A 26,803-nucleotide genomic window follows, 5' to 3' on the forward strand; every position below is an offset into this window, starting at 1 on the left:
CAGAGGTAGGCCGCGACGAAAGGCGTTCATGCGGTATCCAACCCGCGAATGGAAGATTGATCGACCGTCGCCATCGGCGCTTCGCCCCCGACCCAACGGGAAAGAACACTCCTCTGTCGCCGCGCCTCCGGCACGGCGAGGGTTCTCGCACATCTTTTTACTTGCAAAAGGACATGGAGGGCTCCGCCCTCGCGCGCCCAAGGGTAAAGCGCCGAAGCCGGCGCCGGCCTGGGCGGTTTCCCCGGTCTTCCGCGCCAGCGCAGGTCTCTCAGAACATCATGGTTGTCAGCGCGTGCAGACGCGCGCGGTCCGCGCGCCCCGATGGGCGGGTGATCCCCCTCCGCCCCGGCCGCCCTTGCCCTTGCTACCCCGGTCTCGCCGACGGGCAGGGTTGCAGCGCAGCGCTGCGCTTTAACCCAGCCCAATAGGAGAATAAGCGATGACCATGATCACCCTGACCCCAAACCAGCCACCTGTTTCCAGCGGATTCCGCGTCGACGTGTCGCGCGGCGAGCGTATCGGCCGCGTGTCGTCGGAATGGTTTTCCCGACCCGATGACGAGCGCTATCTGAATCTCACCGATCTTTACGACTCGGTGCGCCGCCGCGCCGATTGCGCGCAGGCCCGCACGGTGGAAAGCCGCGCCGTGAAGGTCGAAGCCAGCCGCGACAACGCGGAGCGGTTGGCGCTGATCGTGCCGGGACGTGACGAACCGGTGGCCCCGACACATTGGAGTTTTGGGCAATTGTGTAGCCTTGTCGGTGCGCCGTCATCCTATATGCGGCAACTTCCTGCGCCGCTGGCCGGGATCAATCTGCAACACGGCCTGCTGTCGCATCGCGCCGAGCTCGTCAAAACGTTGGAAGCCGATGACGGTCGCATCGAGCTTCGCGCCGTCACCGGCCCGGATTATGGCCGTATCTGGGATCACGAGCTTGTCGCCGCCGTGATGAAGATTGCGGGCAACGGCACCGGCGACACCAGATGGAAGGTGCCGGGCGTGCTGGATTGGGCGACCATGATGCATAACCCGTTCGTGGACATCACCAAGGACACCACGACGCTTTATGCCAGCGACCGCGACGTGTTCCTGTTTCTGGTCGACGACACCCACCCCATCGAGGCCGGACGGCTGCCGGACGGATCGCCGGATTTGTATTTCCGGGGGTTTTATTGCTGGAACAGCGAGGTCGGATCGAAGACGCTGGGCATCGCGTCTTTCTATCTTCGCGCGGTCTGCATGAACCGTAATCTGTGGGGTGTCGAGAATTTCGAGGAAATCACCATCCGGCATTCCAAATTCGCCGCGCAGCGTTTTGCCCACGAGGCCGCGCCCGCGTTGACGAGCTTCGCCAATTCGTCGCCCGCGCCGTTTGTGGCCGGGATCAAGGCGGCACGGGAACGGATCGTCGCCCGTACCGACGACGACCGCGAAACGTTTTTGCGCAAGCGTGGTTTCTCCAAGGTCGAAACCGGCAAGATCATCGAAACCGTATTGAACGAGGAAGGCCGCCCGCCGGAAAGCCTGTTCGACTTCGTGCAAGGTCTCACCGCACACGCCCGCACCAAGACCCATCAGGACGCCCGGCTTGAATTGGAGGGCAGGGCCAAGAAACTGCTGGAACGCGCCGCATGAGGAAACGGCCGCGCAGCCTCAACCGGCTGCGCGGCCATTTCTCAAAAGCCGATCGTGCGTCGGCCGATCCGCTTGCGGCGAATCGGCCAGGCACGTTGGTGCCGTCGCGCGCCGGGCCTGACGGCCCGGCGCGCGATCAACGTCACCCATTTTTGGTCACGGCCTTGAAAGGGACAACGGCTGAGACGGGGCGATCAGGGCCATGATCGCCGTGGGCACGTTCGCCTCTGCTATCTCTTGCCCCGGATCGGCCTGGACGCGCGCCGCAGCAATTCGTCCGGCTCGACGCCAAGAACGTCAGCGAGTTTGCCCACCATGTCGATGGTGGCCGCGTAAACCCCGCGTTCGAGCGCGCTGACATAGGTCCGATCGACCTCCGCGTCGTGCGCCAGCGCCTCCTGCGACAGGCCCTTGGCGTGCCGGCAGCGGCGCAAATTGCGAGCGAACACCTCCCGAATCTCCATCGGGAAACTGTTCGGCTTGTAGGGTATCCCACCACGGAGTATACTCGACAATCCTGTCCCGCAGGCGGCTCCGGGGGCCTTCGAACCGGGGACGTTTGCGGAACAGGCCACTTCAGAAAGCGGTTCAAAAGCCGAGCAATCTGTTAATTGTCCAACAACTGTCATCGATCCGCAGCAAGAGTGCCGTATTTTCTACCACTGATGCCGCTAGACGACTGGCGCGAGTACCCGCCATGACCATTCCTCCGTTCAACGACAACCCTCCCGACCTGCCGCATGTCACCCCCTATGATGAGCGGCACCTCAAGATCTACATCCGGCTGCTCGATGCCGATGAGGAGGGCGCCGACTGGCGCGAGGTCGTAAAGGTGATTTTCGGTCTCGATGCCGAGCGCGAGCCCGATCGCGCGCGTGGCGTGCATGACAGTCATCTTGCACGAGCACGTTGGATGGCCAAAGCTGGGTACCGCGACCTGCTCAAGCCGCCGCTCCAATGAGTTGACGGCGCGGCATTTTTCAATCGCTGCTTCTATTCCCTCATGCTCAGTCGATTGAGTCCCTGCAACACGGGTTGCGACTCTGCGTCCTTCCGGGTCTCGCCGACCCCGCGAACACTCGGTCACGGGCAGGGGCGTGTCTCGCTTGGGGAGCGAGTGATTCTGGAGTGATCGCATGCCGGATGATGAAAGCTGGCGGTCGCAGGATGCGACCGCCTATCTGGATCGCGTGCAACGCGCGGGTTTCGCCTGGGAATTCCTTCGACGCAATCCGGACTACCGCAATGATTACGAAGACATGCGCCGTGATGTGGCGAGCGGAACCGCCGCCACGCTGGAGGCAGCCCTGGCGCTGGCCCAGCGCTGGGGGTTGAGTTTTCCCGTGCGATCCGCAGCAGCCAAGCGACCGCGCCCTGACATTGTGGGCGTTCAATACTCTCCCGGCGGCGACCGCACTCACGGCGGCGCCGCCCGGCACCGAAAGCATGCTGCGCTTCGATTCTTTGCCATCGCCGGCATTCTCCGTGGACTGCGACGACGGCCGACACCTCCTGTGGTGGGAGACCCAGGACGAACAGCGGATTTGGATTCTGCCGGATGCGACGGCGACTGCCTCCGTTGCCGCTATCATCCCCTTCGACCAACACCTCCCGGATCGGCTCGCAACTACCCTTCACCTGTGGCAACGCCTGACCGGAGTTGCGACGGCGCCGAGTGCATCGTCGTCGTTGACCAGGCAGCAGCGCCACCGCCTGATTTTGATGCTGAGAGCACTTGACGGCCGGCACGACCGCGCGAGTTACCGCAATCTCGCTGCTGTATTGCTTGATCCGGATGTGCGGCGGCAAAGCCGGCACGACTGGCTGACGTCGCCGCGCCGCGCGCAGATCATTCGTCTGGTCAAGGATGCGGTCCGCCGCATGGAAGGCGGCTATCGCGACCTGCTGCGCGGTCGATAGCTTTCGTCGCCAACGCCTCTTCGACACCGGTGCCGCTGCGCGGACAGCACGGCGCCCCTGTTGCGTTTGGCCCGTTCAACGGACCGCGCAGGCGGGGGGATGGACAGAAACCGAGTCTTCATCTTCGTTCATCCTCCTTCCGGCATCAAATCCGCCATGCTGCGCGCGTCACGCCGTCGATCGCCGATCGCGGCCGATGCCACACCGGACGGATGCCATGAGCGACAAGCCAGTTCATCCCCAACAGCGTTATCTGCGGACCCCCGAGGCGGCGCGGTTTCTTGGACTCTCCGGCCGCACGCTCGAGAAGCACCGCACCCACGGCACCGGCCCGCGTTATCGCAAGCTGGGCGGCCGCGTCGTCTATGCCGTCGAAGACCTGCTGGCGTGGGCCGACATCGGCCTTCGCCGCTCGACGACCGAGCAGACCAACGGCGTCGTTCATGCGGCCAAGCCGGTGCCCGGCTTTGGATCTCTGGCCCGCGGCCGACGGCCGTGAACGCACGGGCCGCAGCCGCAACGAGCGCGTCGACCGGTGTTCCGGCCGACATCCTCACCTATGTCGAATTGACGTGGCATGCCAAACACGTCGAGCACCGCATCCGCTTCGGTCATCCGGTCCGCCGAGAACGGCGCGATCGTCGACATGGCCGCGTTGCTTTCGCCCCTGGCAGCATCTTTGCCGTTATCCGTTGGGCGGCCAATGATTTCGGTACCGTGTTGTCGCGGATCGATATCCTGCGCGCGGTCGGCGCAGGCGAACGCTGCACCACCGTGCCGTTCGTCGAGCCGGGTGCTGCCATCCTGCTCTCGATCTCAGGCTGGCCCAAGGTTGAGCGGGTGTTGCAGGCGATCGACGGCGTCGAGGCGCTGCGCATCGATCCCGCTGACGCCGCGCCGGAGCATTGGCAGCACGTTCACAACCGGCTCAGCGTCAATGAGGTGCCGCGCGGCTACACACGCAGCCGTCATCAGATCTGGCTGAAACGGCGAAGGATCGCGCCATGACGCGTCGCACCGCTCTCATCGTCGTCACGCTGCTCGGTGTCGCCATCCTGGTTCCTCCGATCGGATCGAAGCCGTTGCCGCATTACATCTGGAATCTCACTCCCAGCGTTCCGCTTGGTCTCTACGGCGTGCGGCCACCTGACGAACTGCGCGTCACCAGCCTGGTCGTGGCGATACCGCCGGAGCCGCTCGCGACGCTGTTGGCCGATGGCGGCTATCTCGCCCACGGCGTACCGCTGCTCAAGCGCATCTTCGCGCTTTCCGGCCAGATCGAGTGCCGCCTTCACCGCTGCTTCTCCGGTCGCCGGCAGGGCGATGTCGCCCACATGGGCGATCGCGCGCTTTCCGTTGGCGTCTGTTTGCTTGGCCGCGGCCTGGGCCTTGGCGGCATCGCGTCCGATGATGACGACAGATCCGCCTTCCGCGACAAATCGGGTCGCAACTTCCTTGCCGATCCCTGAACTGCCCCCTGTGACGATCGCGACCTTGTCCTGAAAGCGCATGGGTAGCTCCATTGTCTCACTCTACCTATCGATAGATTTATACGTTTGGGAGAACTAACCTCGGGAAACTGGATGCGTCAAGCTCGATCTATCGATAGAGAGATGAACGATGTTGTGACCGGCGGCGAAACGACTGACCGCTTCGCCGAAGAGGCTCCCTCGGTGTCATTTCGCTGAGCAGGGAGAGGTGTAGTCGGGAGCGCGGAGCCGCCTTTATTTTAGCGAACCACGGCGCTTATCGGCGTGTCGTCGAGCCACGTAGAATGTCAGGATAATATTGCGGGCTCTCCCGTCGATCGTACATGCCGTAATCACGCACGATGCGCACGACGCGATGGCGGATCGCGTCGGCCTCGGGGAACAGCTCTGGTTTAAACTGCTCAGCGGAGCCGCGGTCGCGCCAGGTCGCTAACAATGCAAGTTTTCCCGCGTTGTAGATGCTTGCGAAAACATCGTGGTCGATCAGGGCCGGGTGCGTTTGGTCGAGCGACAAACGGTCGGCGAGCGCCGACGAAGCCAGTGATCCTGCTCCGGCCCGTGCCGGCAAAACCTCGGTCAGCGTCGCAAACTTCCCGGCGCCGACCTCCGTCTCGTCCAAACGCTGTTCCAGCAGAGATACGCCGTCGGGAGGTGCCGAATCCGACACGACTTCGCCAACCCGCAAATGATAATCTTGGAAGACGTCGTCGCGGCCGCGCTGTTGAGTCTCGTGGTGCTTGGCGACGGTGCGCCATCTCACAACAGACTTTTCGTCTCGCCACGTGGAATGCGACAGGATCCACCCTGGCCGACGCGCGCTTTCGAAGCGCTCGTTGTCGACGAACCCGTCGATGCCCTCCAGGATCGGCTTCAAGTCTTTTGCAAGCGCGAGGTAAAGCTCGAATCGTTCTTTCTTGGGATGGACTTCGAAGATCACCGAGAACATCTTGATCACCCTGCTCGTCTGTGAGGTTCGTGCTCGGGGGAGGGGTAATATCTTTCTGCCGCGATCGACGAGCCGGAGCCCGGCCAATGGCCCGAACCTCAGGATTGCGACAGGCCCTCAATGCCTCATTTAGCACATTACCCTATCGATAGATAGACTGACAAGGCATTGTTTTTGGTCTCTTTAAGCCCTACCTATCGAGAGGTAGCCACGGGAGCAGATTCAATGAGTGACGTCACCGCCGCCATCATGGACGCCGCTGAGCGGCGAATGCGGAAGGGCGGCTTCAACGGTTTCAGTTTTCGAGAGATTGCAGCGGACGTGGGCGTCAAGAGTTCGAGCGTCCACTATCATTTCCCGACCAAGGAAGACCTCGCAGCGGCCGTCATTCAGCGCTATACCGCACAGACCGCGGATTTGTTCGAGCGGGAGCTCCAAAAGGAGCCAAACCCGGTGAAGGTTTGGGTCAGAGCATTCCGCGGCACGCTGCACTCGGAGGATCGCATGTGTCCGTGCGCGGTGCTCGGTGCATCAACCATGGATCTGCCGCTGGAGGTGTCGACGGAGGTCAAGAAGTTCTTCAAGATGTGTCATGAGAAGCTCGTCGAGAAGGGCCTCTCGTCTGATGAGGCCTCGCATCTGCTGGCAACGATTACGGGGGCATTGGTGGTGGCTAATGCGGTAAATGACTTTGCGACATACGATCGAGCTACACGTGAGTTTACCCGAACGTGGAAGCCTGCGTCGGCGAAAGTTGGTCGCCAGCGCTCGAAGTAAGCATCGAGCTCGCGCCGCGTGAATTCCGTTTCAAAATCACGGCTAATGAAGGTCCGTTCGGCAGGAGCGCGATCCGCGGCCGGGCCGCAGTAGGAGAAGTAACCGCTCCCCCTTTATCTTCGCCCGGCCCAGCTCCGCCCGGCCGCCAGAGCCTGGCTGTCTAATTGTGGCTCTACGCACCACCCGCTCATCGCCTATCAAGTTGCGTTCGGCACGAACCTTCTTCTGCAGAACATTGCGTGGATCTGGTTTTCATGGCCGCGCGTTGGCGCCGCGATCTTCTCCCCACGACGGAGCGATCGACGTCATACGTCCGAGGCTGCCCGTGTCAGCCATTCGCCACTTGGACGGCAGAGTCCGGGAGCGCAGGAACGCGCCGACGTCCGTCGTGCAGATCAAGCGTTTCGTCCAGCCAGTTGAAGACGACTTCGTGGAGGTAAGCCAAGGCGCCCGATTGGCAATGATTTTCAGCCCCGTCTTCGCTGGTGAATCGGAACAGGGTCTTCGGAGCTTGCAACGCATCGTAGATTTTCTGCGGCTGGCCGCGGAAAAACATGTCCCCCTCGGCCTCCAGAACCAGGCAGGGGCACCGAATCTGTCCCGCGACGCCCTGCATCGTGAGCGGCTTGGTCTTTGTCAGAAAATCGACAATGCTCGAAGCTCCAAAACACCAGACACCCTGTGTGATGCCCCAGCGCAGATTCGTATTGCTCGCCATGGCTTTGCGGATGATCTGCTCGCACTTGACGGTGTCGCCCGTGTCCAGAGCGGCGACCGCCTCTTTCGGCAGCATGCCCCGAAAGCTTTCATGGCAGTCGTATACGCCGTCGAACAAGACAGTTGCGCGAACTCTATGCTCAAAAGCCGCGGCGCGGGCAGCGAGATAGCCGCCCAGGCTCATGCCCATGAGTGCGAGATTCTCGCCGTCTACGTCCGGCCTGGTCAGGGCGTAGTCCACGACAGGGGTCAGCACCGCCTCCCAATCGCATCGGAAGGGGAGCTTCTGTTCGCGCATCGGCGCACCCTGTCCGGGGCCGTCAAAGGTCAGACAGTTGTAGCCCCGCCGAACAGCGGCGGCCGCGCCGAAATAGAACAGCTCCTCGAGACTCGAGTCGAATCCGCCGTGGAAGATCAGTGTGGGGCGCGGCTTGCCGGAATTGTCCACCTTGTAAAAATATCCAGGTAGCGTGGTTCCTTCGTAGGGAATTTCCACCGCCTCCCATGTTGGGCCGGTGAGCTTCGCCGCTTCGGCATACGCCTTTTGCGACGCCCTGGACTCCGAGAGAATGCGGGGGTCGGCAGGATCGCCATGGAGATAGAACTCGGCCGTCCGAAAGTAGGTGGATGCGCGCAGATAGGCTTCGCGGGCGCTTTCCAGGTGACCCGCCCCCAGGCTGGCGTCAGCCCGCGACAAGATCCGTCGCGCCAGCCTGTTCCATTCCGCGTACCAGCTCTCGAAATCACCTTCCTTGATCCGTCCGGCGGCAGCCATCATCTCGCCGATATCCGAGCCTCCATAGTAGACGAAGCCGAGGTTGCGAACGAATTCGAATGCAAACGACTCATCTTTGAATGCGACCTTCATTGTCTTCTCCAGTTCGTCGGTTCTAGGGGCCGCGATCTGCCGACATCGGAGAGGCGGGGCGGAATCCACTTACTTCGGCCTCTACCGCGCGGGGCTCTGCCTCACGATCCGCAGTGTGGCAGTCTCAACTCCATCATCACGTTGTCGACGGCAAAAAACTCTTGACGGGGCGTGCCGCGTCGGCGGCGGAACTCTGGCCGAGGGCCGGGCGGAGGAGGGTCGAGAAGCTTTTCACCGCGTCGTTCATGCTCTAAGTCTCCATGAATGGAACGCTATCGTTCCAACCAACTGGGGATGCCGACGATGGAACGCAACCGTTCCGACGATAATTATTCGCCGCGCCGGCCGAGCGGAGCGGCCGTGATGCGGGTCGAGGTGACCGACGCGCTGTCCCGTGCATTCTTCTCCGAATGGTCGCGGGTCGGCTATGTGGGGCTCAGCCTCGAGCGCGTGGCCAAGGCGGCAGGCGTTGGCAAGGCGGCCCTCTACAGGCGCTGGCCGTCCAAGGCGGCCATGGCGAGCGACCTCCTCTCGCGAGTCGGCCTCACGCTCGCCGAGATTGGGGACGCGGGCTCGTTGGAAGCGGACCTGCGGGCACTGCTGCTCGCCTTCCGGCGCCTGCTGCGCCATCGCTTGATCCGCCGGATACTGACCGATCTTCTGGCCGAAATCGGACGCGAGCCAGCGCTTGAGACGGCGCTCCGCCCGTTCCAACGAACGCGGCGCGACCGTGTCCGACAATTGATCGAGCGCGCCATCATGCGTGGCGAGCTTGCCCCAACGGTGGACCGGGAGACGATCCTCGATTTCCTCGTGGGGCCGCTCTATTGGCGCCTCGTCGTTACTGGCAAGCGCTCCGACGTCGCGCATATCGAGCGTCTCGTACGCATGACGAAAGCCGCGATGGAGGTCGGTTGACAGAGCACCACATGCTCCGCTTTCACACCGCGATGGCGTACCCCATTCTCCGCCACAACGGCGTCGACGTCGGCAAGCTGGACTTTCTCGGTCCTATAAAGTTTGTCGAGCCTTGGCTACCCGGCGCGAGGTGTGATGCCCTTCGTGAAGTCGTTAAGCACCCGCGTCCACACAAATCAGGCCGCGGCCATTTTGAATCCCGTCGCTGCTTCCGCAGCGCGGGCCAGCATGGCCGGATCGGAGACTCCTTGGTGATCCCGGCGCGGGGTGTACGGCGCCTCCAATCGCATTGCTTCGTCGTCGGTCAGGATGATCGACAGTGATGTGATCGCGTCGTCGATGTGCTTGGTCTTTAGCGCACCGATGATCGGCGCGGCGACCACGGGATTGCGACCGAGCCAACTCAAGGCGATTTGTGCCTGACTAACGCCACGTTCCGCTGCGATGGCACCCACGGCTTCGACAATCTTCTGATCGCTTGCTGCAGTGGCCTCATCTTGCTTGGCGCCGGCGAGTTCGGCTTCCGAGCGTTCCGTCGTTGTCCCCCACGCTCGGGCGAGGCGGCCCCGCGCCAGCGGACTGTAGACGATGGTCTGCACGCCTTCGTCGGCACACAGCGGCAGCATCTCATGTTCTTCCTCGCGGGTGAGCAGATTATAGGTGTCTTGCATCGACACGAATTGCGCCCAGCCGTTTGCTTTCTGCAGATGCAGCGCCTTGCTGAATTCCCATGCCTGCATCGAAGAGGCGCCGAGATAGCGCACCTTTCCCATTTTCACGAGGTCGTGCAGCGCCTCCAGGGTCTCTTCCCACGGCGTTCGCTGATCGCGACGATGGATCTGGTAGAGATCGATGTAGTCCGTCCCAAGTCGGTGCAGGCTGTGATCGACTTCCGTCATGATGGCCTTGCGCGACAAGCCGGCAGCATTTGGGCCGTTACGCATCGGGGCCATGAGTTTGGTGGCAATGACCACGGCGTCCCGGTTGGTGAAATCCTTCAGCGCCCGGCCCAAAATCTCTTCGCTCGAACCGTTCGAATACATGTTGGCGGTGTCGAAGAAGTTGATACCGGCCTCGATGGCATGGCGGATCAGCGCGCGGCTGGAGTCCTCATCGAGCGACCATGACGGGTAGCCGCGGGATGGATCGCCAAAGCCCATGCAGCCGATACAAAGGGGGGAGACATCGAGACCCGTGTGACCGAGCTTTACGTATTGCATGCGATCTCCTTGCAGGATAGAAACGGACAACTCTCCGATTGCTTGTCTGAAATAACGGAGAACTCTCCGCTTAGTCAAGGGGCTCATGACCGCCGAAGAGGAAAACCTGCGCGCCGACGCGCGGGCCAACCGGGATCGCATTCTGGATGTGGCGCGCGAGGCGCTCGCTGCTGACCCGACAGCATCCCTCAGCTCCATCGCGAAGGCGGCCGGGGTCGGCGCGGGGACGCTCTATCGTCATTTTCCGAGCCGCGAGGCGCTGGTGCTCGGTGTTTACCGCACTGAGATTGACGCGCTGGTCGACCTTGCGCCGCGGCTGCTTGCCAAGCACCCGCCGTTAGAGGCCTTTCGACTATGGTGCGATAGGCTCGCAAAATTCGGCAGGATGAAATACGGCATTGCAGACATCGTCCATGCGGCGACATCGGAACAAAATATTCAGGAAACCTATGGACCGCTGATCAATGCCGTCCGCGAGATGATGGATGCCTGTAAAGGGTCAGGCGATATCCACCCCGAAGTCGACGCCGAGGATCTTCTGATGCTTTTGGGACTGTTGTGGCGAATCCCTCCAAATGCTGCCGGACAGGCGCGGACAAAGAGACTGCTGGCCCTTATTTTTCGGGGCATGGGCGCAAAAAACACGGCCGCGCCGGACGCCGTCCCGTCGTGACGCAACTCAGGCTCCGCGTTATTTCAACGCCTCATTGATTAGATTCGCTAGCCGTGCTGCGGCAAGCGCCGCCTGACTTCGAGCAATGTTGCGTGCGCTGGTCTCGTAGTCGCGTGTCAACATCACCGCAGTTTTCCCCATCCTCACCCGCGGCGCATAGGCGAATTGCTTGGCAAGGTCTGCGCTTTCCTCCACCCATGCCTGTGGATCGGAGACCTGGGCCGCAGCGTTGTTCACGCTGATGCTCGCGAGGCCATCCGTAGCGCAACCCAGATGCGCAACCTGATCGGACTCACGCCGGTCGGCCAGCAGGTTCGCCTGACCATCGAACGCAAGGGCGCTACTGAAAATGTGACGGTGGAAGTCGAGCCACTGCCGGAAAAGGCGAGGCAAAGAAACTCTGGTTGAGCGAGGGCCCATCGACCTGCAAATGCAACATACGAGCATTTCGAATTATCGCAGTTCAGAGGGTTCTTGAAAGATCAAAAAGCTTTCCTAAGTCGATCGCCGCCAAGTCCCGTTGCAGGGAATAGCACGCCAAATGCCGCGAGGATTTGGCGTCCGGACATAACCATGTTGCTTACAGGAGGATGTGGCTATGAAGACCTATCATCTGCCCTCTGTGCCCCGCTGGGGTGCATCCATTGAGCGAACCTTCAGGCGGCTCGGCCGCCATCTCTCCAGTCCACTCAAACATTGGCGCGCCAGGCTGCCAGCCTGGAAGGCCAAAAGCTGAAGTGGGAGGAGGAGCCATGCGCCGTGTTCTCGCAGCTTTTGCGATGTTGGCCATCGTGTTCAGCACAAGTCAGGTCGCCGGCATGGAGCGGACACCGCCAAAGCCGAACGCGCAGTCTGCTCAAGCGGTTCAGAGGAGGTCGTCCGAGCGGACGATGCCGAGCCGGAAGGTGAGCGCCAGCCCCTCAATCAGCGCGACTTCGGACTTCCGTGCTGAAGATCTCATTCCGGACATTTGCAGGGGATGCTCTTCCTGAATGGCGCCGGAGTTACATAGGGAGCGTTGGCATCGCTGACCGATCCATCGCGCGGCTCCGCACCGCGCGATGGCGTTTTGAATGCTCAACATGCGGTGGTCCGCCTTCACACCATCCGGCGATGGAGCGGCTCGGTTGCTTTCCTCCATGGAAGGACCACCGGGGCGGAGCGTTTTTCCATCCTCCTTCATGACTTCTGACGGATCTATGTTGGAACCATGGCTTGGAATCAGTTTGTCGGAATTACGATGTTGCTGTATGCGCTGACAAACCCCGTCGGGGCCATTCCGATCTTTTTGTCGATGACCCGCCGGGCAGGAAGCGTGAACAGACACCGCATCATCATTCTGGCCTGCACAGCCGTCGCGATCTTCTTTGTGGGCGCCGCGTTGCTCGGCAAGGAGATCCTTGCCTTCTTCGATGTGGGCCTCGACGACTTTCGCATCGCGGGCGGGTTACTGGCGATCGTCATCGCGCTCGAGATGTTTCAGGCGCAGTATGGAAAATTCATCCAACCAGCCGGTGGCGTAGACAGCGGCGAGGTGGACATCCATGGACTCGCCATAACGCCTTTTGCATTTCCGCTGCTGGTTGGACCCGCCGAAATAAGCATCATCATCACTCTATCCAACGACAATCCTGGCTGGCTTTCAAAAATTCTGCTTGCCGTTGCCTCGATGATGGCAACTTTCCTGATCGGGTTAACATTGTGGACGGCCAGCGGAATTGAACGGTACCTGGGAAAGACCGGGATCAACCTCATGACGCGAATCATGGCTCTCATTGTCGCCGCGATAGGCGTTAACTTCATCATGACGGGATTGCGGAGCGAGTTTCCCGGCTTGGCGCACTAAAGTAGCCGCGCCGCGATGACTGTCGGCAAGACCGGCTATGGTGCCGCCGCCAACGCCGTATCTCATTCGACGCCGGGTCGATGCCCGCTAGGACCGAACGACTTCCCGTGGGAACTGAAAAATCTCAAGAGTTGGCCGCCGCTGCATGATCCGGCAGCAGCGCCGATCAGAATCTCCTGGCCGACGAGCTTGGCAAGGTCAAGCCAGATTTCAGGATCTAACTTCTTGGGACGTCGCCTGAAATTGCCCCGGAAAATCGAGCTAAAAATTTTTTGCCGCTACCCTTGAAATTGATTTCGGTTTTTCTAATTCGATTATTGCCGCTTACGGGCGGTGCCGGGCGCCAGCTTTGGGTCCGGCAGACTGAAGCCGGGCGCCGGACAGTCTTGCACGCGTGTCTTGCGCCCCTTCGTATCCATCTTGCTCTTAGGAGGACTTGGCTAGGAGGACTTACGATCTTAACCCACTCTGGCGGTCGACCGTCGGATTCGACCGCCTTTTCGATCTCCTCGACGAAACCCAGCACAGGACCGAGGATACCTACCCGCCCTACAATATCGAGCGGATCGGCGAAGATCGTTACCAGATCTCGCTCGCCCTGGCTGGTTTCAGCCCGGATGAGATCGCGGTGACGGCCGAGCAGAACGTGCTCACGGTGGAAGGCCGCAAGAGCGACAAGGACCAGCACGAATATCTTTATCAGGGGATCTCGGCCCGGCCCTTCAAGCGGCAATTCAACCTTGCCTATTACGTGCAGGTGAGGGCTGTGACGTTCGACAACGGGCTGCTCCGGGTCGAGCTGGTCCGCGAAATCCCCGAGGCCATGAAGCCGCGGCGCATCGCCATCAACGGTGGCGCTTCTGCCGGGCAAATCACGCAGAGGGCGGCTTAAAGCTGCTTCACGCCTGAGACCATCGCGCGCGGACGTTAACCGTCCGCGCGCCGACCAGCTTCATGTCAAGGAGGATATCATGGGTATTCGTGATCTTGTTCCCTGGACCAAAAGCCAGCAGCTCTCGACCGGGCGCGAGGCTTTCGATCCGTTTCTGACGCTTCACCGCGAAATGAATCGGCTGTTCGATGACGCGTTCCGTGGCTTCGGTTTGTTTGGTCGTCTTGGCAATCCGTTGATGGAGAGCCAATTCGCCTGGCCCAGACTTGAAGTAAGTGAAACGAAGAAGGCCGTGACGGTCTCCGCCGAGCTTCCAGGGTTGACCGAGAAGGATGTCCAGGTCGAAATGGCCAACGGCGTCCTATCGATCCGCGGCGAGAAGAAGGCCGAGCGCAGCGACGAGTCCAAGTTTGTCAGCGAGCGCTACTACGGCTCGTTCGAGCGGCAGATCCCGCTTGAAGGCGTCGAGGAAGACAAGGCCAAGGCGGACTTCAAGAACGGCGTCCTGACCGTGACGCAACCGATGAGACGGCTTATGCGTGACTGGCTGGCAGATGGACGACGGGCATGATTCAACTGAGTTGAATCGTGCCCCGTGAGTATGGTGAGTCTTCTTCGAATCGTCATCCAACTCTATCTTTTTGTTTGAGCATGGTCTTTCTGCACAAACGCGTTCCGGCCTTGTCGCGAGGAAAAGCCGGTTTCCGCTTTTCCGGATCATGCTCGAGGAGGTGCTCACGGGACTGCGATCAAGGCTCTGCGCGGGGCTACCGTTTCCTTTCGCCAAAATCCGTTCGAACAGGTCGCCGAGACCTGCCTCGTCCATCATGAGGATGCCCTCGTGATTATTGAAGACGGCAAGATCCAGACGATTGAGCCCTATTCCGAGATCATCGCTCGACTTCCGACCGGCGTGGTCCCGACCGAATACCCGGATGCGCTCATCTCGGCCGGCTTCATCGACACTCACGTTCACTATCCACAAGTCGAGATGATCGGCGCCTACGGATCGCAGCTTCTGGAGTGGCTGAATAACTATACCTTCGTGACCGAGCAGAAATACGCCAATGAGGCCCATGCGGAATTGGCGGCGAGGTTCTTCCTGCGCGAGTTGCTGCGCGCCGGCATGCAACTCGATTTCGTGGACGATGTCGTGCTGGGGGTGGTGGCGCTGAAGCCGAAAGCCGTGGTGCTTTATCCGCTTCATGAAAAATTCCATGAGATGATGGGAGCGAAATCGAGGCCGTGGTCGGAATTCGAGGCTGCGATCAATGCGAAGTTCCCAAATGTGAAAACCTACGTCGCGGCTCCAGGAGACGAACTAGATCTGAACACCTATGCTGCACAATGATCCGACATTATGACGCTCGGCTTGTTCGCTAACGGGGCCACAGCGCTGTCGCCGGCTCGGGGCAGCAGTTTTCGATGGGCAGCCCAGCGAAGCAGATCGAGTAACGGTCAAATATTCCGGCCGAAGATCGATTGCATTGCCATGGAGTAAGGTCTTTTACGTTGTGCTACAAAGCGTCGGGGGTGCCGCTCCGGTCAAAATCAAGCCTTGTTGATCCGTCATCCGAGTGACCTGATCGGGCGTACCGATATCCATCTCGAGCTCGTCGATGACGACGGGTTTACCGACGTGGTCGAGCGAATGGCGCATCGAGGGTAGGTTGCCTGTCGCAAATCCCCGTCAGGAACACTACGTCAGTGCTGGACCGTGATCGGTATCTGACTTGGATGTGGATCATTATGGGCTAGATTGTGATCGTTGTCTGTTGAAGCGAGCTTTTGGTCCCACCAGCCGCCACCCATGGCCACCATGAGCTGGACCGTGTCCTGGTAGCGCTGTGCTTCTGCGCGAATATAGCCGAGCTGCGCCTGTTGATACTGCCGCTGCGCGTCGAGCAGACCGATGATGCCTGAACCGCCGCTGCCATAGTTGATGCGTTGCAGACGTACGGCTTCAGAGGCCATGGACAGCGCGTGCTTTTGAGCGACCAGAAGATTCGTATCGTGTGTCAATGCCTGCAGGATGTCCGCGACCTGTCCGAAAGCTTGCAATACGGTCTGTTGGTAGTCGGCTGCAGAAGCCTTGAAGGCAGCCAACGCCTCGCGGCGCTCGGCTTCTCGCATGCCGCCGTCAAAGATCGGCTGCGTGAGCCCCGAGGCGACGCTCCACACCAGGCCGGACGGGGTGAACAGGTCACCTCCATTCAATGATGAGGCATTAATGCCGGCCGAAAGAGTTATGGAGGGATAAAGTTGTGCCGTGGCGATTCCGATCTGAGCGCTTGCGGCGTGCAACTGAGCCTCAGCCGCATGAATATCGGGGCGCTGATGGACGAATTCTGAGGGAATGCTGACAGGCAGACGGTGAGGGAGCGCGAAGACTGCCAATTCAAAATTAGGAGGCGACCAATCGCCGGGCGGCAGCCCAATAAGAACCGCCAGTGCATGCTTGGCCACGCTCAATTGCTGTTCCAGTCCCGGCTGCAACGTCTCGTCTGCGGCAAGCTGGCTTTCGGCAACGATGACATCGCTGTCGGGTACAGTTCCGGCCTGGCGCTGCTTGCGAACGAGCTCCACATTTTGACGATCGATGGCAAGGATGTCGTTGAGAGCCTTCAATTGAGAACGGGCCGTGGCAACCTGAAGCGCCAGGGAAACCGTGTTACCGGTTAGAGTCAAATATGCGGCGTCGAGCTGGTCGCTCTGATATTCGGCCAGCGCAGACTGTTGTTCAATCCGGCGATGCGTTCCACCAAACAGGTCAGGCGTGTAGCTGGCAGTCGGGCCGACCTGAAACAGATTGAAGCTCGGTGGAAGCGGGAAAGCATTTGGCGACAATCCGAACGTGGCGGCGCTTTGTTTTTCTTCCTGTGCGCTGGCGCCGAGCCCGACCTGGGGATAAAGCGCGCTTCTGGCGACCGCAACCGCCTCCCGCGCTGCCACCAATCTTTGCTTTACACTCTCAAGCGAACGGTTGCCTGCGATGGCCTGTTTTACCAGGAGGTCGAGGTCCGACGATCGAAAGAGCTTCCACCAATCGGCCGCAACCTTTTCGCCGACCGTGATCGCCTGCGTAGGCACCGCCTTTCCGGCATCGCGAGCCGGTGCATTGATCTCGCTTGGTGAGATGTAGCGGGTAACTGAAGGGGACTCCGGCGCCTCGAAATCCGGTCCCACCGTACAACCCGCGACGGCGATGCCGAGCGTGGCCGTGACGGCCCATGCTGTTGAGCGCGGCGCGATGCGTCGAAGCGATATTCGGAATGATAGAGCCAACATCGTTATTCCATGGCGGCGTGTACGGAATCGTTGACCGCACTGGGTGGAGGCTTCTTGAAAATAACGAGAAGGGGCATTGCAGCGAGCGTCGCGATCATCAGCAGCTTGTAATCATCCATATAAGCAATGATCTGGGCCTGCTGGGTCACTATGGCATCGAGCGCGGTACGACCCGCGGCGCTAATCGGGTCCCAGAACTGCGTAATCGCCAGGTCCTCGAACGTTCGATTGACCGACGTGACACTGCGCGCGATTTCGGCGTGGTTTACCTGCGTATTGATCGTCAGCAGGCTGTTCACCACGGAAATGCCGACGCTGGAACCAATATTGCGCGACAAGCTGTAAAGGCCGGCGCCCTCCGCCCGAAGCTCGGGTGCCAGCGTTGACAGGGTCACCACGCTCAACGGCACAAAGAGAAAGCCAAGGCCGACACCCTGGATCATGCCGACGACAACAATGGTCGTCTGCGAAACGTCCGGTGTCCAGCCCGTCATCACATAGAATGACCAGGCTGTGAGCCCGAGGCCCAGAGCCAGAAGAAATCGCGTGTCGACCGGCCCGATCAGCCTTCCAACAATCAACATGGAGCCCATGGTGCCGATGCCCCGAGGTCCCAGCACAAGGCCGGCGCTGACGATCGGGTAGTTCATGAGATTCTGCAGATAGGGAGGCTGCAGAGCCAGCGAAGCATAATAGGTGAGACCGACGATCGAAATGAACAGAACTCCAGCGGTAAAGTTGCGGTCGCGGAACAGAGACGGCCTTACGAACGGCTCAGGCGCCGTGAAGGTATGGATGATGAACAAATAGAATGCCGATACAGCTATGATGGCTTCGGCAACGATCTCACCGGAGCTGAACCAGTCGAGCTCTTCGCCACGATCGAGGAGAACCTGCATGGCAGCGATCGCCAGGCTCAGCGTACCAAACCCGAACCAATCCAGCTTGGCCGCAGCGTTCCGTGGCGTATCGGACAGAAAAGTCGTCATTCCGAAAAAGGCAAGGAGGCCGATCGGCACGTTGATGTAGAAGACATAACGCCAACTATAGGCTTCGGTCAGCCAGCCGCCGAGCACCGGCCCGAGCACCGGGCCGGCCATCACCGCAACCCCCCATATCGCCATCGCGGATCCCTGCCGCTCCTTTGGATTGATGTTCATCAGTACGGTTTGCGAGAGAGGGACGAGCGCCGCGCCGAATAAGCCTTGCAGAACCCGGAACAACACGATCTGCACCAGAGATTGCGCCATGCCGCATAGTACCGAGGCAATGGTGAAACCGGCGACCGAGACCAGGAAAATACGCTTCAGCCCGAACCGGCTCGTGAGATAGCCGGTAGGCGGCGTCATGATCGCGGCCGCTACGATGTATGAAGTCAGCACCCAGGCGATCTCATCCTGACTCGCCGAGACGCTGCCCTGCATATACGGAAGCGCGACATTGGCGATGGTGGTGTCGAGCGCCTGCATGAGCGTGGCGAGAATCACGCAGACGGTAATCGCCACCCTGGTGGATTTGGGCAGGGTAGTCTGGTCGGACATTACCGGCCCTGACGATCGTGACCGAACATGGCGGTCAGGAAGTGGGGCAGGCCGCGCCTATGTCCGGTATCGACGTCGACCTCGACGCTCATTCCGGCGCGCAGCGGTGGCAAGCTCTTGTCTTTCGTATCGACCCGCACGCGCACGGGAATGCGCTGCACGACTTTTACCCAGTTGCCGCTGGTGTTTTGCGCCGGCAGAAGCGAGAATTCCTGCGCGGCCGCCGGACTGATGCTTTCGACGCTCCCGTTCCATTGCAAATCGGGATAGGTATCCACCGATACCGTAGCCGGCTGGCCGGCCCGCACATAAGTCAGCTCCGTCTCCTTGGGATTGGCGACAACCCAGACACGATCCGTAGCGACGAGATAGAAGGCGGTTGCCGAGGCCTGGAGATATTTGCCGGGTGCGATTGACGGGACGTTCGTCACGATACCGGCGAAAGGCGCCTTGACAAAAGTGTGTGCGAGCTGCCGTGCCGCCTCGTCGCGCTGCGCGATGGCATCGAGGTAGCGCGGATTCTTTTCCACGGGGCCGTCAGGGTCGCTGTCAAGGCTGGCGGCGATCCCGTCAAGCTGCTGGTTCAGGGAAACGAGCTTCTGTTGCGCATTTTGCAGGTTGCGGCGCGCCGTATCGAAAGTTGATTGCGAAGCGACATGCGCGGCCAGAAGGTCCTGCTGACGGTGGAATTCGGTATTGAAATAGTCGATGTCGTTCTGCGCCTGCTGGATTTGAGCCTGCATGTCGCGATAATTCGTCTTGAGCGCATTCAGGGAATCTCGAACCGTACCGATCTGCGCCTCGGCGCGCTGCAATGCGAGGCGAAACTGGAGATCTTCGAGGCGATACAGGATTTGGCCGGCCTCGACATATTGGTTCTCCGCGACGGCAACTTGCTTGACGATTCCGGCAACATCGGTCGAGACGCCGACCTTGTCGGCTTCGACATAGGCGTCGTCCATCGAAATCGTCTGCCCGCCAATGACATACCAGAACGCGCCGACGATGAGCACCAACGGCAACAGCGCGAACATCAGCGACCGAATCCGCGACTTCTTCGATGTTTCGGGTGTATCAGGCTTTGGGTCGGGAGAGGCCCCTGCCTTGTCTTTTACCTCTGCTTCACGGCTACTCGGATTCAACGCCCTGACGTCCGGTGCCGTGACCTGGCCGAGAGGCAATGCATCTTTCGCTTCGCCGGCAGGGCGGTCCAGCCGATGGACCTTGTCATCGCGAATGCGGGCCGCGTCCGGCTCGGCGCTCACTTCACGACGTGGATTGATTTCATTTGGATTAGGCACTGCCTGCTCCTTCTTGTTTCGCAACCGGCGCATCGCACACTGCCGTCAGGTTCGTCTTCAGGATCTGCAATGTATTCAACAGGTGGACCCTGTCGGCCTCGGAAACTCCCGCCAATGCCTCGCCACGCGTAATGTCTCCCACCGCGTGAACCTCTGCGAGCTTTGGGCGGGCTGCAGGGGCAAGATGAAGAAGCCATACCCGGCGATCGGAGGGATGCGGACGCCGTTCGACCACCCCCAGCGCCTCGAGCCTGCCGACGCTGCGGGACAGCGTAATCGGCTCAATCTCAAGAAGCTCCGCCAAGGCACTTTGGCGAATGCCTTCGTTTCGAGCGAGTTGGGTAAGCACCTGCCACTGCGATCGGGTCAGGTCCAAGTTGCGCGCATGTTGCTCGAAGCGCTTTCTGAGGAGGCGTGCAACATCGTGCAGCACAAATCCCAGTTGGGAAGAATTAGCTTCCATTGACCTGCCAGTTAGTAAGCAAGCTTATCATAAGGATGCTACTATAATTGATCAAGCCGGCAGCCGCGCGACGACGGCATTCCAGCTCATCGATTTGCGAATGCAGCTACATCAAAACGCAGCCAGGCAGTCACGCGCCTGTGAGGCAATGATTCGTGCCGAGCCAAATTGGCGACGTTCTGGCCCCGTACAGGCTATTGTCCTTTTTGGGATTCCCGGCCTGGTCTGCATTGGTATAAGGCTGCTGCCGTATGCACAGGAAATCATTCAGCGGCAGGATTGCGTCCCGAAGCTACGATCGTTGGCGTGATAACACGAACGGAGTGACGTCGGACGAGGTTCATCGCGAGAACCGCTCTGGTTCTGCAATAGACGGCGATCCTCTCGGTCAGAATGTCAGTCACTCTTTGCATGCGCGTAGTGGATACGACTTCCGGCCACTCATGACTTCAGATCGGCGCGCTCTTCGGACGGTCCCTGGTAGCGAGTGAGATTGTAAGCCGTGTTGACCAGCGCGACATGGCTGAATGCCTGCGGAAAATTGCCCATCTGGCGATTCGTGGAGGGGTCGTATTCCTCGGCGAGCAATCCCACATCATTACGAAGCGCCAGCAGGCGCTCGAACATTCCGCGCGCTTCAGTGATGCGACCTTGCAGGATAAGATTGTCCACGAACCAAAAACTGCAGGCAAGGAACGCGGCCTCGCCCGGCGGCAGGCCGTCTTCCGTTTCGCCGGTGTCGTAGCGGAAGACGAGTCCGTTCACCAGCAGGCGATTCTCGATCGCCCGCAAGGTTCCTACAATTCGCGGGTCGGTCGGTGGCAGGAAGCCAACAATGACGAGCAGCAACAGGCTGGCATCCAGTGCTTTTGATCCGTAGGCCTGCACGAAACTGCCGAGTTCGCGGTCGAACCCATTGTGACATACGTCCGCATGAATGGCCTCCCGAGCGGCTCGCCAGCGGTCGATCGGCCCATCGACGCCGAGTTGCTCGACCGATTTTATGGCCCGATCGAATGCGACCCACGCCATCACTTTGGAATGCGTGAAGTGCTGCCGGGGACCGCGCACCTCCCAGATACCTTCATCCGGCTCGCACCAGATGACCTCGAGATGATCGAGAAAGGCGCGGCCAATCGCCGACCAGCGCTCGGCCGCTGGCAGGCCGTGCGAACGAGCCTGGAACATCGCGTCGACGATCTCTCCATAGACATCGAGCTGGAGTTGGGCGGCGGCCGCATTGCCGACGCGAACCGGACGTGCGCCTTCGAAGCCTGATAGCCACGGCACCTCCCATTCGGGAAGACGCCGTTCACCCCCGAGACCGTACATGATCTGCAACTGGTCCGGCCGGCCCGCAACCGCGCGCAACAACCAGTTACGCCATTCCTGTGCCTCTTCCGTGTAGCCGGCGCTTCCGAAGGCGAGCAGGGTAAAGGTCGCATCTCTGAGCCAGCAGTAGCGATAGTCCCAGTTGCGTACGCCGCCGGCCTGTTCCGGCAGCGACGTGGTAGGCGCAGCGACCATGCCGCCGGTAGGCGCGTAGGTCAGGCCTTTCAAGACGACAAGCGATCGCTTGACATCTTCGGTCCAGTCGCCCGCGGGCGCGCAACGCCCGGACCAGCCGCGCCAAAATGTTTCCGTGTCTTGCAATGCATCGACAGGATCAATCGCGGGCGGCGGCGGTGACTGCGAGGCGCCATAACTCAACATGAATGGTACCAGTTCTCCGGCGCCGACCGTGAAATCGCCGACCGTGGTGAAGTCTTGGCCGTGGAGGTGTACCGGCGTGCGCAGCACGGCCATTTCGGGTCCGGCAATGGCGCGCAGGCCACCACCGCCCTTGAGGCGTTCCACCCACGGCACGACGGAGCCATAGTCGAACCGCAGAATAAACTCGGTGCGCAAATCGACCCGCCCGCTCACGCCGCGGATCAGACGGACGAGATCTGCGATGCCGTTGCGCGGCGGCATGAAGTCGACCAACTCGACCGTTCCCTGTTCGGTCTCGAACGTGGTGACGAGAATGAGTGAGCCATCGAGATATTGCCGCCTGACCCGCGCAGCCGGGTCCTTTGGCGCGATCAGCCATCTTCCGTGTTCCGGACCGCCGAGTAGTGCTGCAAAGCAGGCGCCTGAGTCGAACCGAGGCCAGCACAGCCAGTCGATGGACCCGTTTCGACCGATCAGTGCGGCTGTCTCGCAGTCGCCGACGAGCGCATAATCTTCGATCAGTTGTGCCGGGATTTGGAGATCGGCAGGAGGACTTCTTTTGCGTCGAGACATCTTAGGGATTCAATTCCATTCGCGCGATGATGGGATTGGTCTCGTCCTGGACCGGGCGCGGCCTTCGTCGTGGAGCATCCGGCGGACGAAGGGATTGCGTGATAGCGAGAGCGGGGCGGCCACGCATCGATCGGTCATTATTGTCCGTGACTGACCAGTACCTGGCGACAGGCGGCCCTCAATTTTGGACGATTTTGCTTAAGACAAGCCAGAATAGCGAAATCGCCTTGATCCATCAATTTGCGGCAGAAATGCTCGACGTCGTGCGTGCAAGCCTCCTGTTCCTTGTCAGTACCGCTATGTTGAGCGTTGGCCGTCGAAATTGTTGCGGACAACAGGAAAGCGGCGAAGAATAATTTATGCATTTGCGTTCCATTCGTTCGTAGTCTTTTTATCTTTGTCGCCAGACGTTCGAATTCCAAATGGCCGATGCCGTGAGCTGAACGTTGAGGAGATGCCCAACATCGGCGACCCCAGATGATGCACTTTGGCGTTACTGCGGGCGGCGCCTCTCGGAAAATCGTCACTTCATTCAGTCTGCTTGTTTGATCAACCATGACTTGTTTGATTAGCCATGGCTCGCCCGCTTAGGCACCGCAGCCGGCAAGTCACATGCTTTGGTCAGGTTCTCTTTCAATGCCTGCAACGTCTTCAACAAGCGCTGCCTGTCAGCTTCCGATACGCCGACCAGTGCCTCGCCGCGAGTGACATCGCCGAGCTTGCGGACCTGTTCCAATTTGGGTCGAGCAGCCGGTGTGAGATGAAGAACCCACACGCGGCGGTCTGTCGGGTGCGGGAGCCGCTCAATCAATCCCATCGTATCGAGTTTGTCGACGATGCGGCCAAGCGTGATCGGTTCGATTTCGAGTAACTCCGCCAGACCGGTCTGGTTGATGCCCTCGTTTCGGGCGAGATAGGCCAAGACCTGCCACTGCGATCGGGTGAGGCCGGATCCACGGGAGTTCTGCTCGAACCGCTTTTTCAGCAGGCGAGCCACATCGTGCAGCAAAAAACCAAGCGTGGGCGAATTAGCTTCCATCGGCGAGACTTTCATAAGCATGCTTATAATAGTCATGCTTCTGGTTCGATCAAGGTGTTTATTTCCGCTACGGTCTTGGCGCCGGGGACTAAGTTGAGATCCTCAGCTGACGGCGACGACGGTGGTCTGCCATCGCTCGACATCATGGCGGATCCCAACGGTCTAGACGTTGTTGTCTGTGACGATCGCTTTTTGAACAAGGATCCGTTTTGGGCAGACGGGAATCGCAGAGTTCAGTGCGCCAACAGTTTGAATCTCATTTACGCGCTGTCCGGCATGGATGCAACCGAACGGCCCGCACATCCGAGGTTTGAACGATGCAACGTCGGACATAAATTCTCGAAACCGCGGTTGCGGCGCAACCAAAATTCTCCGCCGGATGTTCCAATCTATCGCGGGGGCATTTGTCGCAAGGTCTTGTCCATCGCAACCTGCGATAAAAAAATAGCCATCCCGTTGTTGGCGGACCCGTCTCGCCTACTATCCACCGCTGGATCAGACAAGATGGGATCAAAATGATGAAGACGTTCTTTCAGATGGCGCGCGCCGCCGGCCTGCTGTTGGCGTTGACGGCCGCCGCTGCAGCCGGGGAACCGCTGAAGATCGCCACCAGCGCGGGTCCGGTCGGCCAGCTTGTTTCATTCGCGGCCAGTCTCGCGAAGGACAAGGGGATCGACGTCAAGGTGGTCGAACTGACCGACTGGGTTGCGATCAATGAGGCAGTTTACAGCGGCGACGTCGACGCCAATCTTTTCCAGCACGGAATCTATCTTGCGCTTCAAAACAAGCAGCGCGGCTTGAATCTCGTTCAGGTCGACAAGGTCGGTGTCATCGCGCCGGTCGGATTGTTCTCGAAAAAGGTCAAGACACTCGACGAGGTCAAATCCGGCGACAGCGTCGCGATTCCGAACGAACCGCTGAACGGTGCGCGCGGCCTGATCCTTCTGGAACGGGCCGGCTTGGTCAAACTGGCGCCCGGCAAGGGATTCGCGGTCAGCAAGTTCGACATCGTCGAAAATCCAAAAAACCTGAAGATCGTCGAGCTCGATCCCGCACAGACCTACCGCTCGCTTGACGATGTCACGCTTGCGCTTGTCAACACCACCTATTTGATTGCGGCCGGCGGCGATCCGAAATCGGCGCTGCTCATCGACCAGACCGTCGATGACGGGCTGGTGCTGCGCTTCACGGCGCGCGCGGACAGAAAGGACGATCCGCGGCTGAAGGCCTTTATCGAGGTGTTCAAGTCACCGCAGGTCAAGCAGTTCATCGCAGAAAAGCTGCCGGCGTTCATCCCGGCTGGATTCGATAGCTAGGTCTGATCGATAAATCCGCGACGTTGGCGGAAATTACCCTTTGTTTCCGGACGAGTACCGCGCCCATCCTATGGGCTGTAAAGATGCAGGTCGCGAAGAAAGACAGCGATGTTGGATCGGTGCGGTGTGCCGGCCATTCACCCGATCACGGTGAATGCAGCAGGCTGGCGATGACTTGCCGTGCAATTGCGTTCTCGCCGGGCAGTCCAATCGAAATACGGACCCAGGTGTCGAGAGGAGGGTAGGGCCGGCCGATGTCGATGCCTTGTGTCGCAAGCGCCGCCGCGACCGCTTGATGTGGGCGGCCGGAGTCAAAAAAGACGAAGTTTCCAAGCGAGTCCGAAAAGCGGACCTTCTGCTTCCGGAACAGGTCATGCCAGGCGTTGCGTTCGGCTGCGACCTTTGCACGAACGGACGCGACATAGCCTGGATCCTTCAGGCTTGCGTTCGCCGCAATCAGGCTCAGGCGGTTAAGATCGTAAAAAGCGCCCATGCCGAATTGTTTTAATGACCTGGCAAGTTCACTGGGAGCCAGCGTGTAACCAATGGCAAGGCTGGCGAGCCCGTAGATCTTTGAAAATGTTCGGAATACCGCGACCTGTGCGCCACTGCGAACCAGGCCGGCAACGGTTCTCTTTTCAAAATCTCCGGTAAATTCGAGATAGGCCTCGTCAACAATGACGAGGGTGCGTTTTGAAAGCTCGCGTACGAAATCGATGAAACGCGTCGCCTCGCTTACCGTGCCGGTCGGATTATGCGGATTAACAAGATAAACGGCGCGCGTGCGGTCATTGACCTTGTCGGCGATGGCAGGGAGATCGTTTTCAAAATTCGCGTTGAGCGGAACGCCGACGACAATACCGCCGCCGGGCGCGACGGCATTCACCAGAGCCGTATAGCCGGGCAAGGAATAGATAAATTCGCCGCCGGGACCGCCATGCGCCGACAGATAAAGGCCGAGCACGTCGAGCAGTTCGCCGAGCACGATCTGTCCCGGTGCGACGCCTTCGCGGGTCGCGATGGTCTGGGTCAATTCAGCGACTTCATTGCCCGCATAACGACTGAGGTCGGCGAGGTGGGCTTTAATGGCTTGCACGGCGTGTGGAGATGGTCCGAGCGGATTTTCGTTTAATGACAAGCGAGCCGGGTCATGCCGCGGTGTGCCGGCCATTGCCGGACGGAGAACACCGCTCGCTGCGGCGGTCGTGATCGTCAGCCATTCGCGGCGACTGAGGTCGGTCAAAATACGGTTCCTTTAGAATCGAAAACCAGAGCCTGCCCGATATCCTGATCGTAATGCGTCCGAGGTTCAAGTGACGGCGGTGCATTCTGCGTTAGGTCTGGTTTGAAGACAAGAATTCTAGTCGTGCGCTATTCGGCGCCGCTGTTCGAAGGTGAAACCGTTTTGTCCGTTTTCGGGACCTCGCATAGGAGGGCAAGCGCGCCGCAACGGCAAAATTGGGTACCCATTTCATTGACCGTTTCACCAGATCGCCTGATACTCACTGTCGTAAAATTGGCTCCGAGGCTTACCGCATGAAGTCGAATAGCAAGTTAGCGGCTGGCGATATGCGCAAGCGCATCGCCCGGCGCTGCCTCTCCGCGGTGACCGGACCCTGTCGCTGATCGCAGCGCGGTCAAGAAACAATCAATTTTCGATTTAGAC

28 protein-coding genes and 2 pseudogenes are annotated in these 26,803 nt (G+C 60.0%); 17 read left to right on the forward strand and 13 right to left on the reverse strand.

What is annotated here, in order from left to right; genetic code table 11:
• Positions 1 to 445: 445 nt before the first annotated feature.
• The gene (locus HB630_RS24510) at positions 446 to 1,636 is read left to right on the forward strand and encodes a DUF932 domain-containing protein (RefSeq protein WP_213775356.1); all 1,191 of its coding nucleotides are present in this window, start codon (positions 446 to 448) and stop codon (positions 1,634 to 1,636) included.
• A gap of 230 nt (positions 1,637 to 1,866) precedes the next feature.
• Here the strand turns inward: HB630_RS24510 and HB630_RS24515 are convergent, their stop codons facing one another.
• Positions 1,867 to 2,100: a helix-turn-helix transcriptional regulator gene (locus HB630_RS24515; protein ID WP_213775357.1), complete on the reverse strand. Its 234-nt coding sequence runs from the start codon at positions 2,098 to 2,100 to the stop codon at positions 1,867 to 1,869.
• A 233-nt stretch (positions 2,101 to 2,333) separates the two neighbouring features.
• Here HB630_RS24515 and HB630_RS24520 point away from each other — a divergent pair, with 233 nt between their 5' ends.
• The 6 genes and pseudogenes from HB630_RS24520 (at position 2,334) to HB630_RS24540 (ending at position 5,025) form a co-directional block, all read left to right on the forward strand.
• Positions 2,334 to 2,597, forward strand: a complete 264-nt coding sequence (locus HB630_RS24520) for a DUF2285 domain-containing protein (protein ID WP_213775289.1) — start codon at positions 2,334 to 2,336, stop codon at positions 2,595 to 2,597.
• Between the two features lie 175 nt (positions 2,598 to 2,772).
• Positions 2,773 to 2,973, forward strand: a pseudogene (locus HB630_RS28500) (DUF6499 domain-containing protein); the annotation flags it as partial.
• 109 nt (positions 2,974 to 3,082) lie between these two features.
• Positions 3,083 to 3,556 (forward strand): DUF2285 domain-containing protein, encoded by a 474-nt coding sequence (locus HB630_RS24525; protein ID WP_213775290.1) that lies wholly within the window; start codon positions 3,083 to 3,085, stop codon positions 3,554 to 3,556.
• 217 nt (positions 3,557 to 3,773) lie between these two features.
• Complete coding sequence (locus tag HB630_RS24530; RefSeq protein ID WP_213775291.1) at positions 3,774 to 4,055, forward strand: helix-turn-helix domain-containing protein; 282 nt, start codon at positions 3,774 to 3,776, stop codon at positions 4,053 to 4,055.
• A complete protein-coding gene (locus tag HB630_RS24535; RefSeq protein ID WP_213775292.1) occupies positions 4,052 to 4,564 on the forward strand; it encodes a DUF2840 domain-containing protein in 513 nt (170 codons plus the stop codon). The genes HB630_RS24530 and HB630_RS24535 overlap by 4 nt, the downstream gene beginning before the upstream one ends.
• The gene (locus HB630_RS24540; RefSeq protein WP_213775293.1) at positions 4,561 to 5,025 is read left to right on the forward strand and encodes a S26 family signal peptidase; all 465 of its coding nucleotides are present in this window, start codon (positions 4,561 to 4,563) and stop codon (positions 5,023 to 5,025) included. The genes HB630_RS24535 and HB630_RS24540 overlap by 4 nt, the downstream gene beginning before the upstream one ends.
• A gap of 277 nt (positions 5,026 to 5,302) precedes the next feature.
• On the opposite strand, the gene HB630_RS24545 is transcribed toward HB630_RS24540, so the two are convergent.
• The gene (locus HB630_RS24545; RefSeq protein WP_213775358.1) at positions 5,303 to 5,992 is read right to left on the reverse strand and encodes an antibiotic biosynthesis monooxygenase; all 690 of its coding nucleotides are present in this window, start codon (positions 5,990 to 5,992) and stop codon (positions 5,303 to 5,305) included.
• A gap of 225 nt (positions 5,993 to 6,217) precedes the next feature.
• Here HB630_RS24545 and HB630_RS24550 point away from each other — a divergent pair, with 225 nt between their 5' ends.
• Positions 6,218 to 6,769 (forward strand): TetR/AcrR family transcriptional regulator, encoded by a 552-nt coding sequence (locus HB630_RS24550; RefSeq protein WP_213775294.1) that lies wholly within the window; start codon positions 6,218 to 6,220, stop codon positions 6,767 to 6,769.
• Positions 6,770 to 7,097: 328 nt separating this feature from the next.
• Here HB630_RS24550 and HB630_RS24555 read toward each other — a convergent pair whose 3' ends face one another.
• The gene (locus HB630_RS24555; RefSeq protein ID WP_213775295.1) at positions 7,098 to 8,354 is read right to left on the reverse strand and encodes an alpha/beta fold hydrolase; all 1,257 of its coding nucleotides are present in this window, start codon (positions 8,352 to 8,354) and stop codon (positions 7,098 to 7,100) included.
• Between the two features lie 303 nt (positions 8,355 to 8,657).
• Here HB630_RS24555 and HB630_RS24560 point away from each other — a divergent pair, with 303 nt between their 5' ends.
• Positions 8,658 to 9,272 carry a TetR-like C-terminal domain-containing protein gene (locus HB630_RS24560; protein ID WP_213775296.1) on the forward strand — a complete coding sequence of 205 codons (615 nt, stop codon included), beginning with the start codon at positions 8,658 to 8,660 and terminating at the stop codon, positions 9,270 to 9,272.
• 176 nt (positions 9,273 to 9,448) lie between these two features.
• On the opposite strand, the gene HB630_RS24565 is transcribed toward HB630_RS24560, so the two are convergent.
• Complete coding sequence (locus HB630_RS24565) at positions 9,449 to 10,492, reverse strand: aldo/keto reductase (RefSeq protein ID WP_213775297.1); 1,044 nt, start codon at positions 10,490 to 10,492, stop codon at positions 9,449 to 9,451.
• Positions 10,493 to 10,577: 85 nt separating this feature from the next.
• Here HB630_RS24565 and HB630_RS24570 point away from each other — a divergent pair, with 85 nt between their 5' ends.
• Positions 10,578 to 11,165 carry a TetR/AcrR family transcriptional regulator gene (locus tag HB630_RS24570; RefSeq protein ID WP_213775298.1) on the forward strand — a complete coding sequence of 196 codons (588 nt, stop codon included), beginning with the start codon at positions 10,578 to 10,580 and terminating at the stop codon, positions 11,163 to 11,165.
• An 18-nt stretch (positions 11,166 to 11,183) separates the two neighbouring features.
• Here HB630_RS24570 and HB630_RS24575 read toward each other — a convergent pair whose 3' ends face one another.
• Positions 11,184 to 11,402 (reverse strand): S1/P1 nuclease, encoded by a 219-nt coding sequence (locus HB630_RS24575; protein WP_346656132.1) that lies wholly within the window; start codon positions 11,400 to 11,402, stop codon positions 11,184 to 11,186.
• Positions 11,403 to 11,420: 18 nt separating this feature from the next.
• On the opposite strand from HB630_RS24575, the pseudogene HB630_RS28505 reads away from it, so the two are divergent.
• The 6 genes and pseudogenes from HB630_RS28505 to HB630_RS28705 all read left to right on the forward strand — a co-directional run.
• Positions 11,421 to 11,573: pseudogene (locus tag HB630_RS28505) on the forward strand (peptidase); the annotation flags it as partial.
• A gap of 802 nt (positions 11,574 to 12,375) precedes the next feature.
• The gene (locus HB630_RS24580) at positions 12,376 to 13,011 is read left to right on the forward strand and encodes a MarC family protein (RefSeq protein ID WP_213775300.1); all 636 of its coding nucleotides are present in this window, start codon (positions 12,376 to 12,378) and stop codon (positions 13,009 to 13,011) included.
• A 15-nt stretch (positions 13,012 to 13,026) separates the two neighbouring features.
• The gene (locus HB630_RS24585; protein ID WP_213775301.1) at positions 13,027 to 13,299 is read left to right on the forward strand and encodes a hypothetical protein; all 273 of its coding nucleotides are present in this window, start codon (positions 13,027 to 13,029) and stop codon (positions 13,297 to 13,299) included.
• A 148-nt stretch (positions 13,300 to 13,447) separates the two neighbouring features.
• On the forward strand, positions 13,448 to 13,903 hold the full coding sequence (locus HB630_RS24590; protein WP_213775302.1) for an Hsp20 family protein: 456 nt from the start codon (positions 13,448 to 13,450) through the stop codon (positions 13,901 to 13,903).
• Positions 13,904 to 13,982: 79 nt separating this feature from the next.
• The gene (locus HB630_RS24595) at positions 13,983 to 14,474 is read left to right on the forward strand and encodes an Hsp20/alpha crystallin family protein (RefSeq protein WP_213775359.1); all 492 of its coding nucleotides are present in this window, start codon (positions 13,983 to 13,985) and stop codon (positions 14,472 to 14,474) included.
• A 270-nt stretch (positions 14,475 to 14,744) separates the two neighbouring features.
• Positions 14,745 to 15,254 (forward strand): amidohydrolase family protein, encoded by a 510-nt coding sequence (locus HB630_RS28705; RefSeq protein ID WP_346656133.1) that lies wholly within the window; start codon positions 14,745 to 14,747, stop codon positions 15,252 to 15,254.
• 353 nt (positions 15,255 to 15,607) lie between these two features.
• On the opposite strand, the gene HB630_RS24605 is transcribed toward HB630_RS28705, so the two are convergent.
• From HB630_RS24605 to HB630_RS24635, 7 genes are all read right to left on the reverse strand, one after another.
• Positions 15,608 to 17,191 (reverse strand): efflux transporter outer membrane subunit, encoded by a 1,584-nt coding sequence (locus HB630_RS24605; protein WP_213775303.1) that lies wholly within the window; start codon positions 17,189 to 17,191, stop codon positions 15,608 to 15,610.
• Between the two features lie 2 nt (positions 17,192 to 17,193).
• Positions 17,194 to 18,732 carry a DHA2 family efflux MFS transporter permease subunit gene (locus tag HB630_RS24610; protein ID WP_213775304.1) on the reverse strand — a complete coding sequence of 513 codons (1,539 nt, stop codon included), beginning with the start codon at positions 18,730 to 18,732 and terminating at the stop codon, positions 17,194 to 17,196.
• Entirely contained in the window at positions 18,732 to 20,033 is a 1,302-nt protein-coding gene (locus tag HB630_RS24615; RefSeq protein WP_346656134.1) for an HlyD family secretion protein, read from the reverse strand. The genes HB630_RS24610 and HB630_RS24615 overlap by 1 nt, the downstream gene beginning before the upstream one ends.
• Positions 20,026 to 20,496, reverse strand: coding sequence for a MarR family transcriptional regulator (locus tag HB630_RS24620; protein ID WP_213775306.1), 471 nt, complete (start codon positions 20,494 to 20,496; stop codon positions 20,026 to 20,028). Before HB630_RS24620 ends, HB630_RS24615 begins: the two co-directional genes overlap by 8 nt.
• A gap of 441 nt (positions 20,497 to 20,937) precedes the next feature.
• Positions 20,938 to 22,782, reverse strand: coding sequence for a glycoside hydrolase family 15 protein (locus HB630_RS24625; protein WP_213775307.1), 1,845 nt, complete (start codon positions 22,780 to 22,782; stop codon positions 20,938 to 20,940).
• A 137-nt stretch (positions 22,783 to 22,919) separates the two neighbouring features.
• On the reverse strand, positions 22,920 to 23,147 hold the full coding sequence (locus tag HB630_RS24630) for a hypothetical protein (protein ID WP_213775308.1): 228 nt from the start codon (positions 23,145 to 23,147) through the stop codon (positions 22,920 to 22,922).
• A 203-nt stretch (positions 23,148 to 23,350) separates the two neighbouring features.
• A complete protein-coding gene (locus HB630_RS24635; protein ID WP_213775361.1) occupies positions 23,351 to 23,821 on the reverse strand; it encodes a MarR family transcriptional regulator in 471 nt (156 codons plus the stop codon).
• A 518-nt stretch (positions 23,822 to 24,339) separates the two neighbouring features.
• On the opposite strand from HB630_RS24635, the gene HB630_RS24640 reads away from it, so the two are divergent.
• Positions 24,340 to 25,137, forward strand: a complete 798-nt coding sequence (locus HB630_RS24640; RefSeq protein ID WP_213775309.1) for a MetQ/NlpA family ABC transporter substrate-binding protein — start codon at positions 24,340 to 24,342, stop codon at positions 25,135 to 25,137.
• 145 nt (positions 25,138 to 25,282) lie between these two features.
• Here the strand turns inward: HB630_RS24640 and HB630_RS24645 are convergent, their stop codons facing one another.
• A complete protein-coding gene (locus tag HB630_RS24645) occupies positions 25,283 to 26,380 on the reverse strand; it encodes an aminotransferase class I/II-fold pyridoxal phosphate-dependent enzyme (RefSeq protein WP_249781029.1) in 1,098 nt (365 codons plus the stop codon).
• Positions 26,381 to 26,803: the final 423 nt, after the last annotated feature.

This window comes from Bradyrhizobium sp. dw_78 (genome assembly GCF_018449525.1).
In the GTDB taxonomy this organism is placed as follows: domain Bacteria; phylum Pseudomonadota; class Alphaproteobacteria; order Rhizobiales; family Xanthobacteraceae; genus Bradyrhizobium.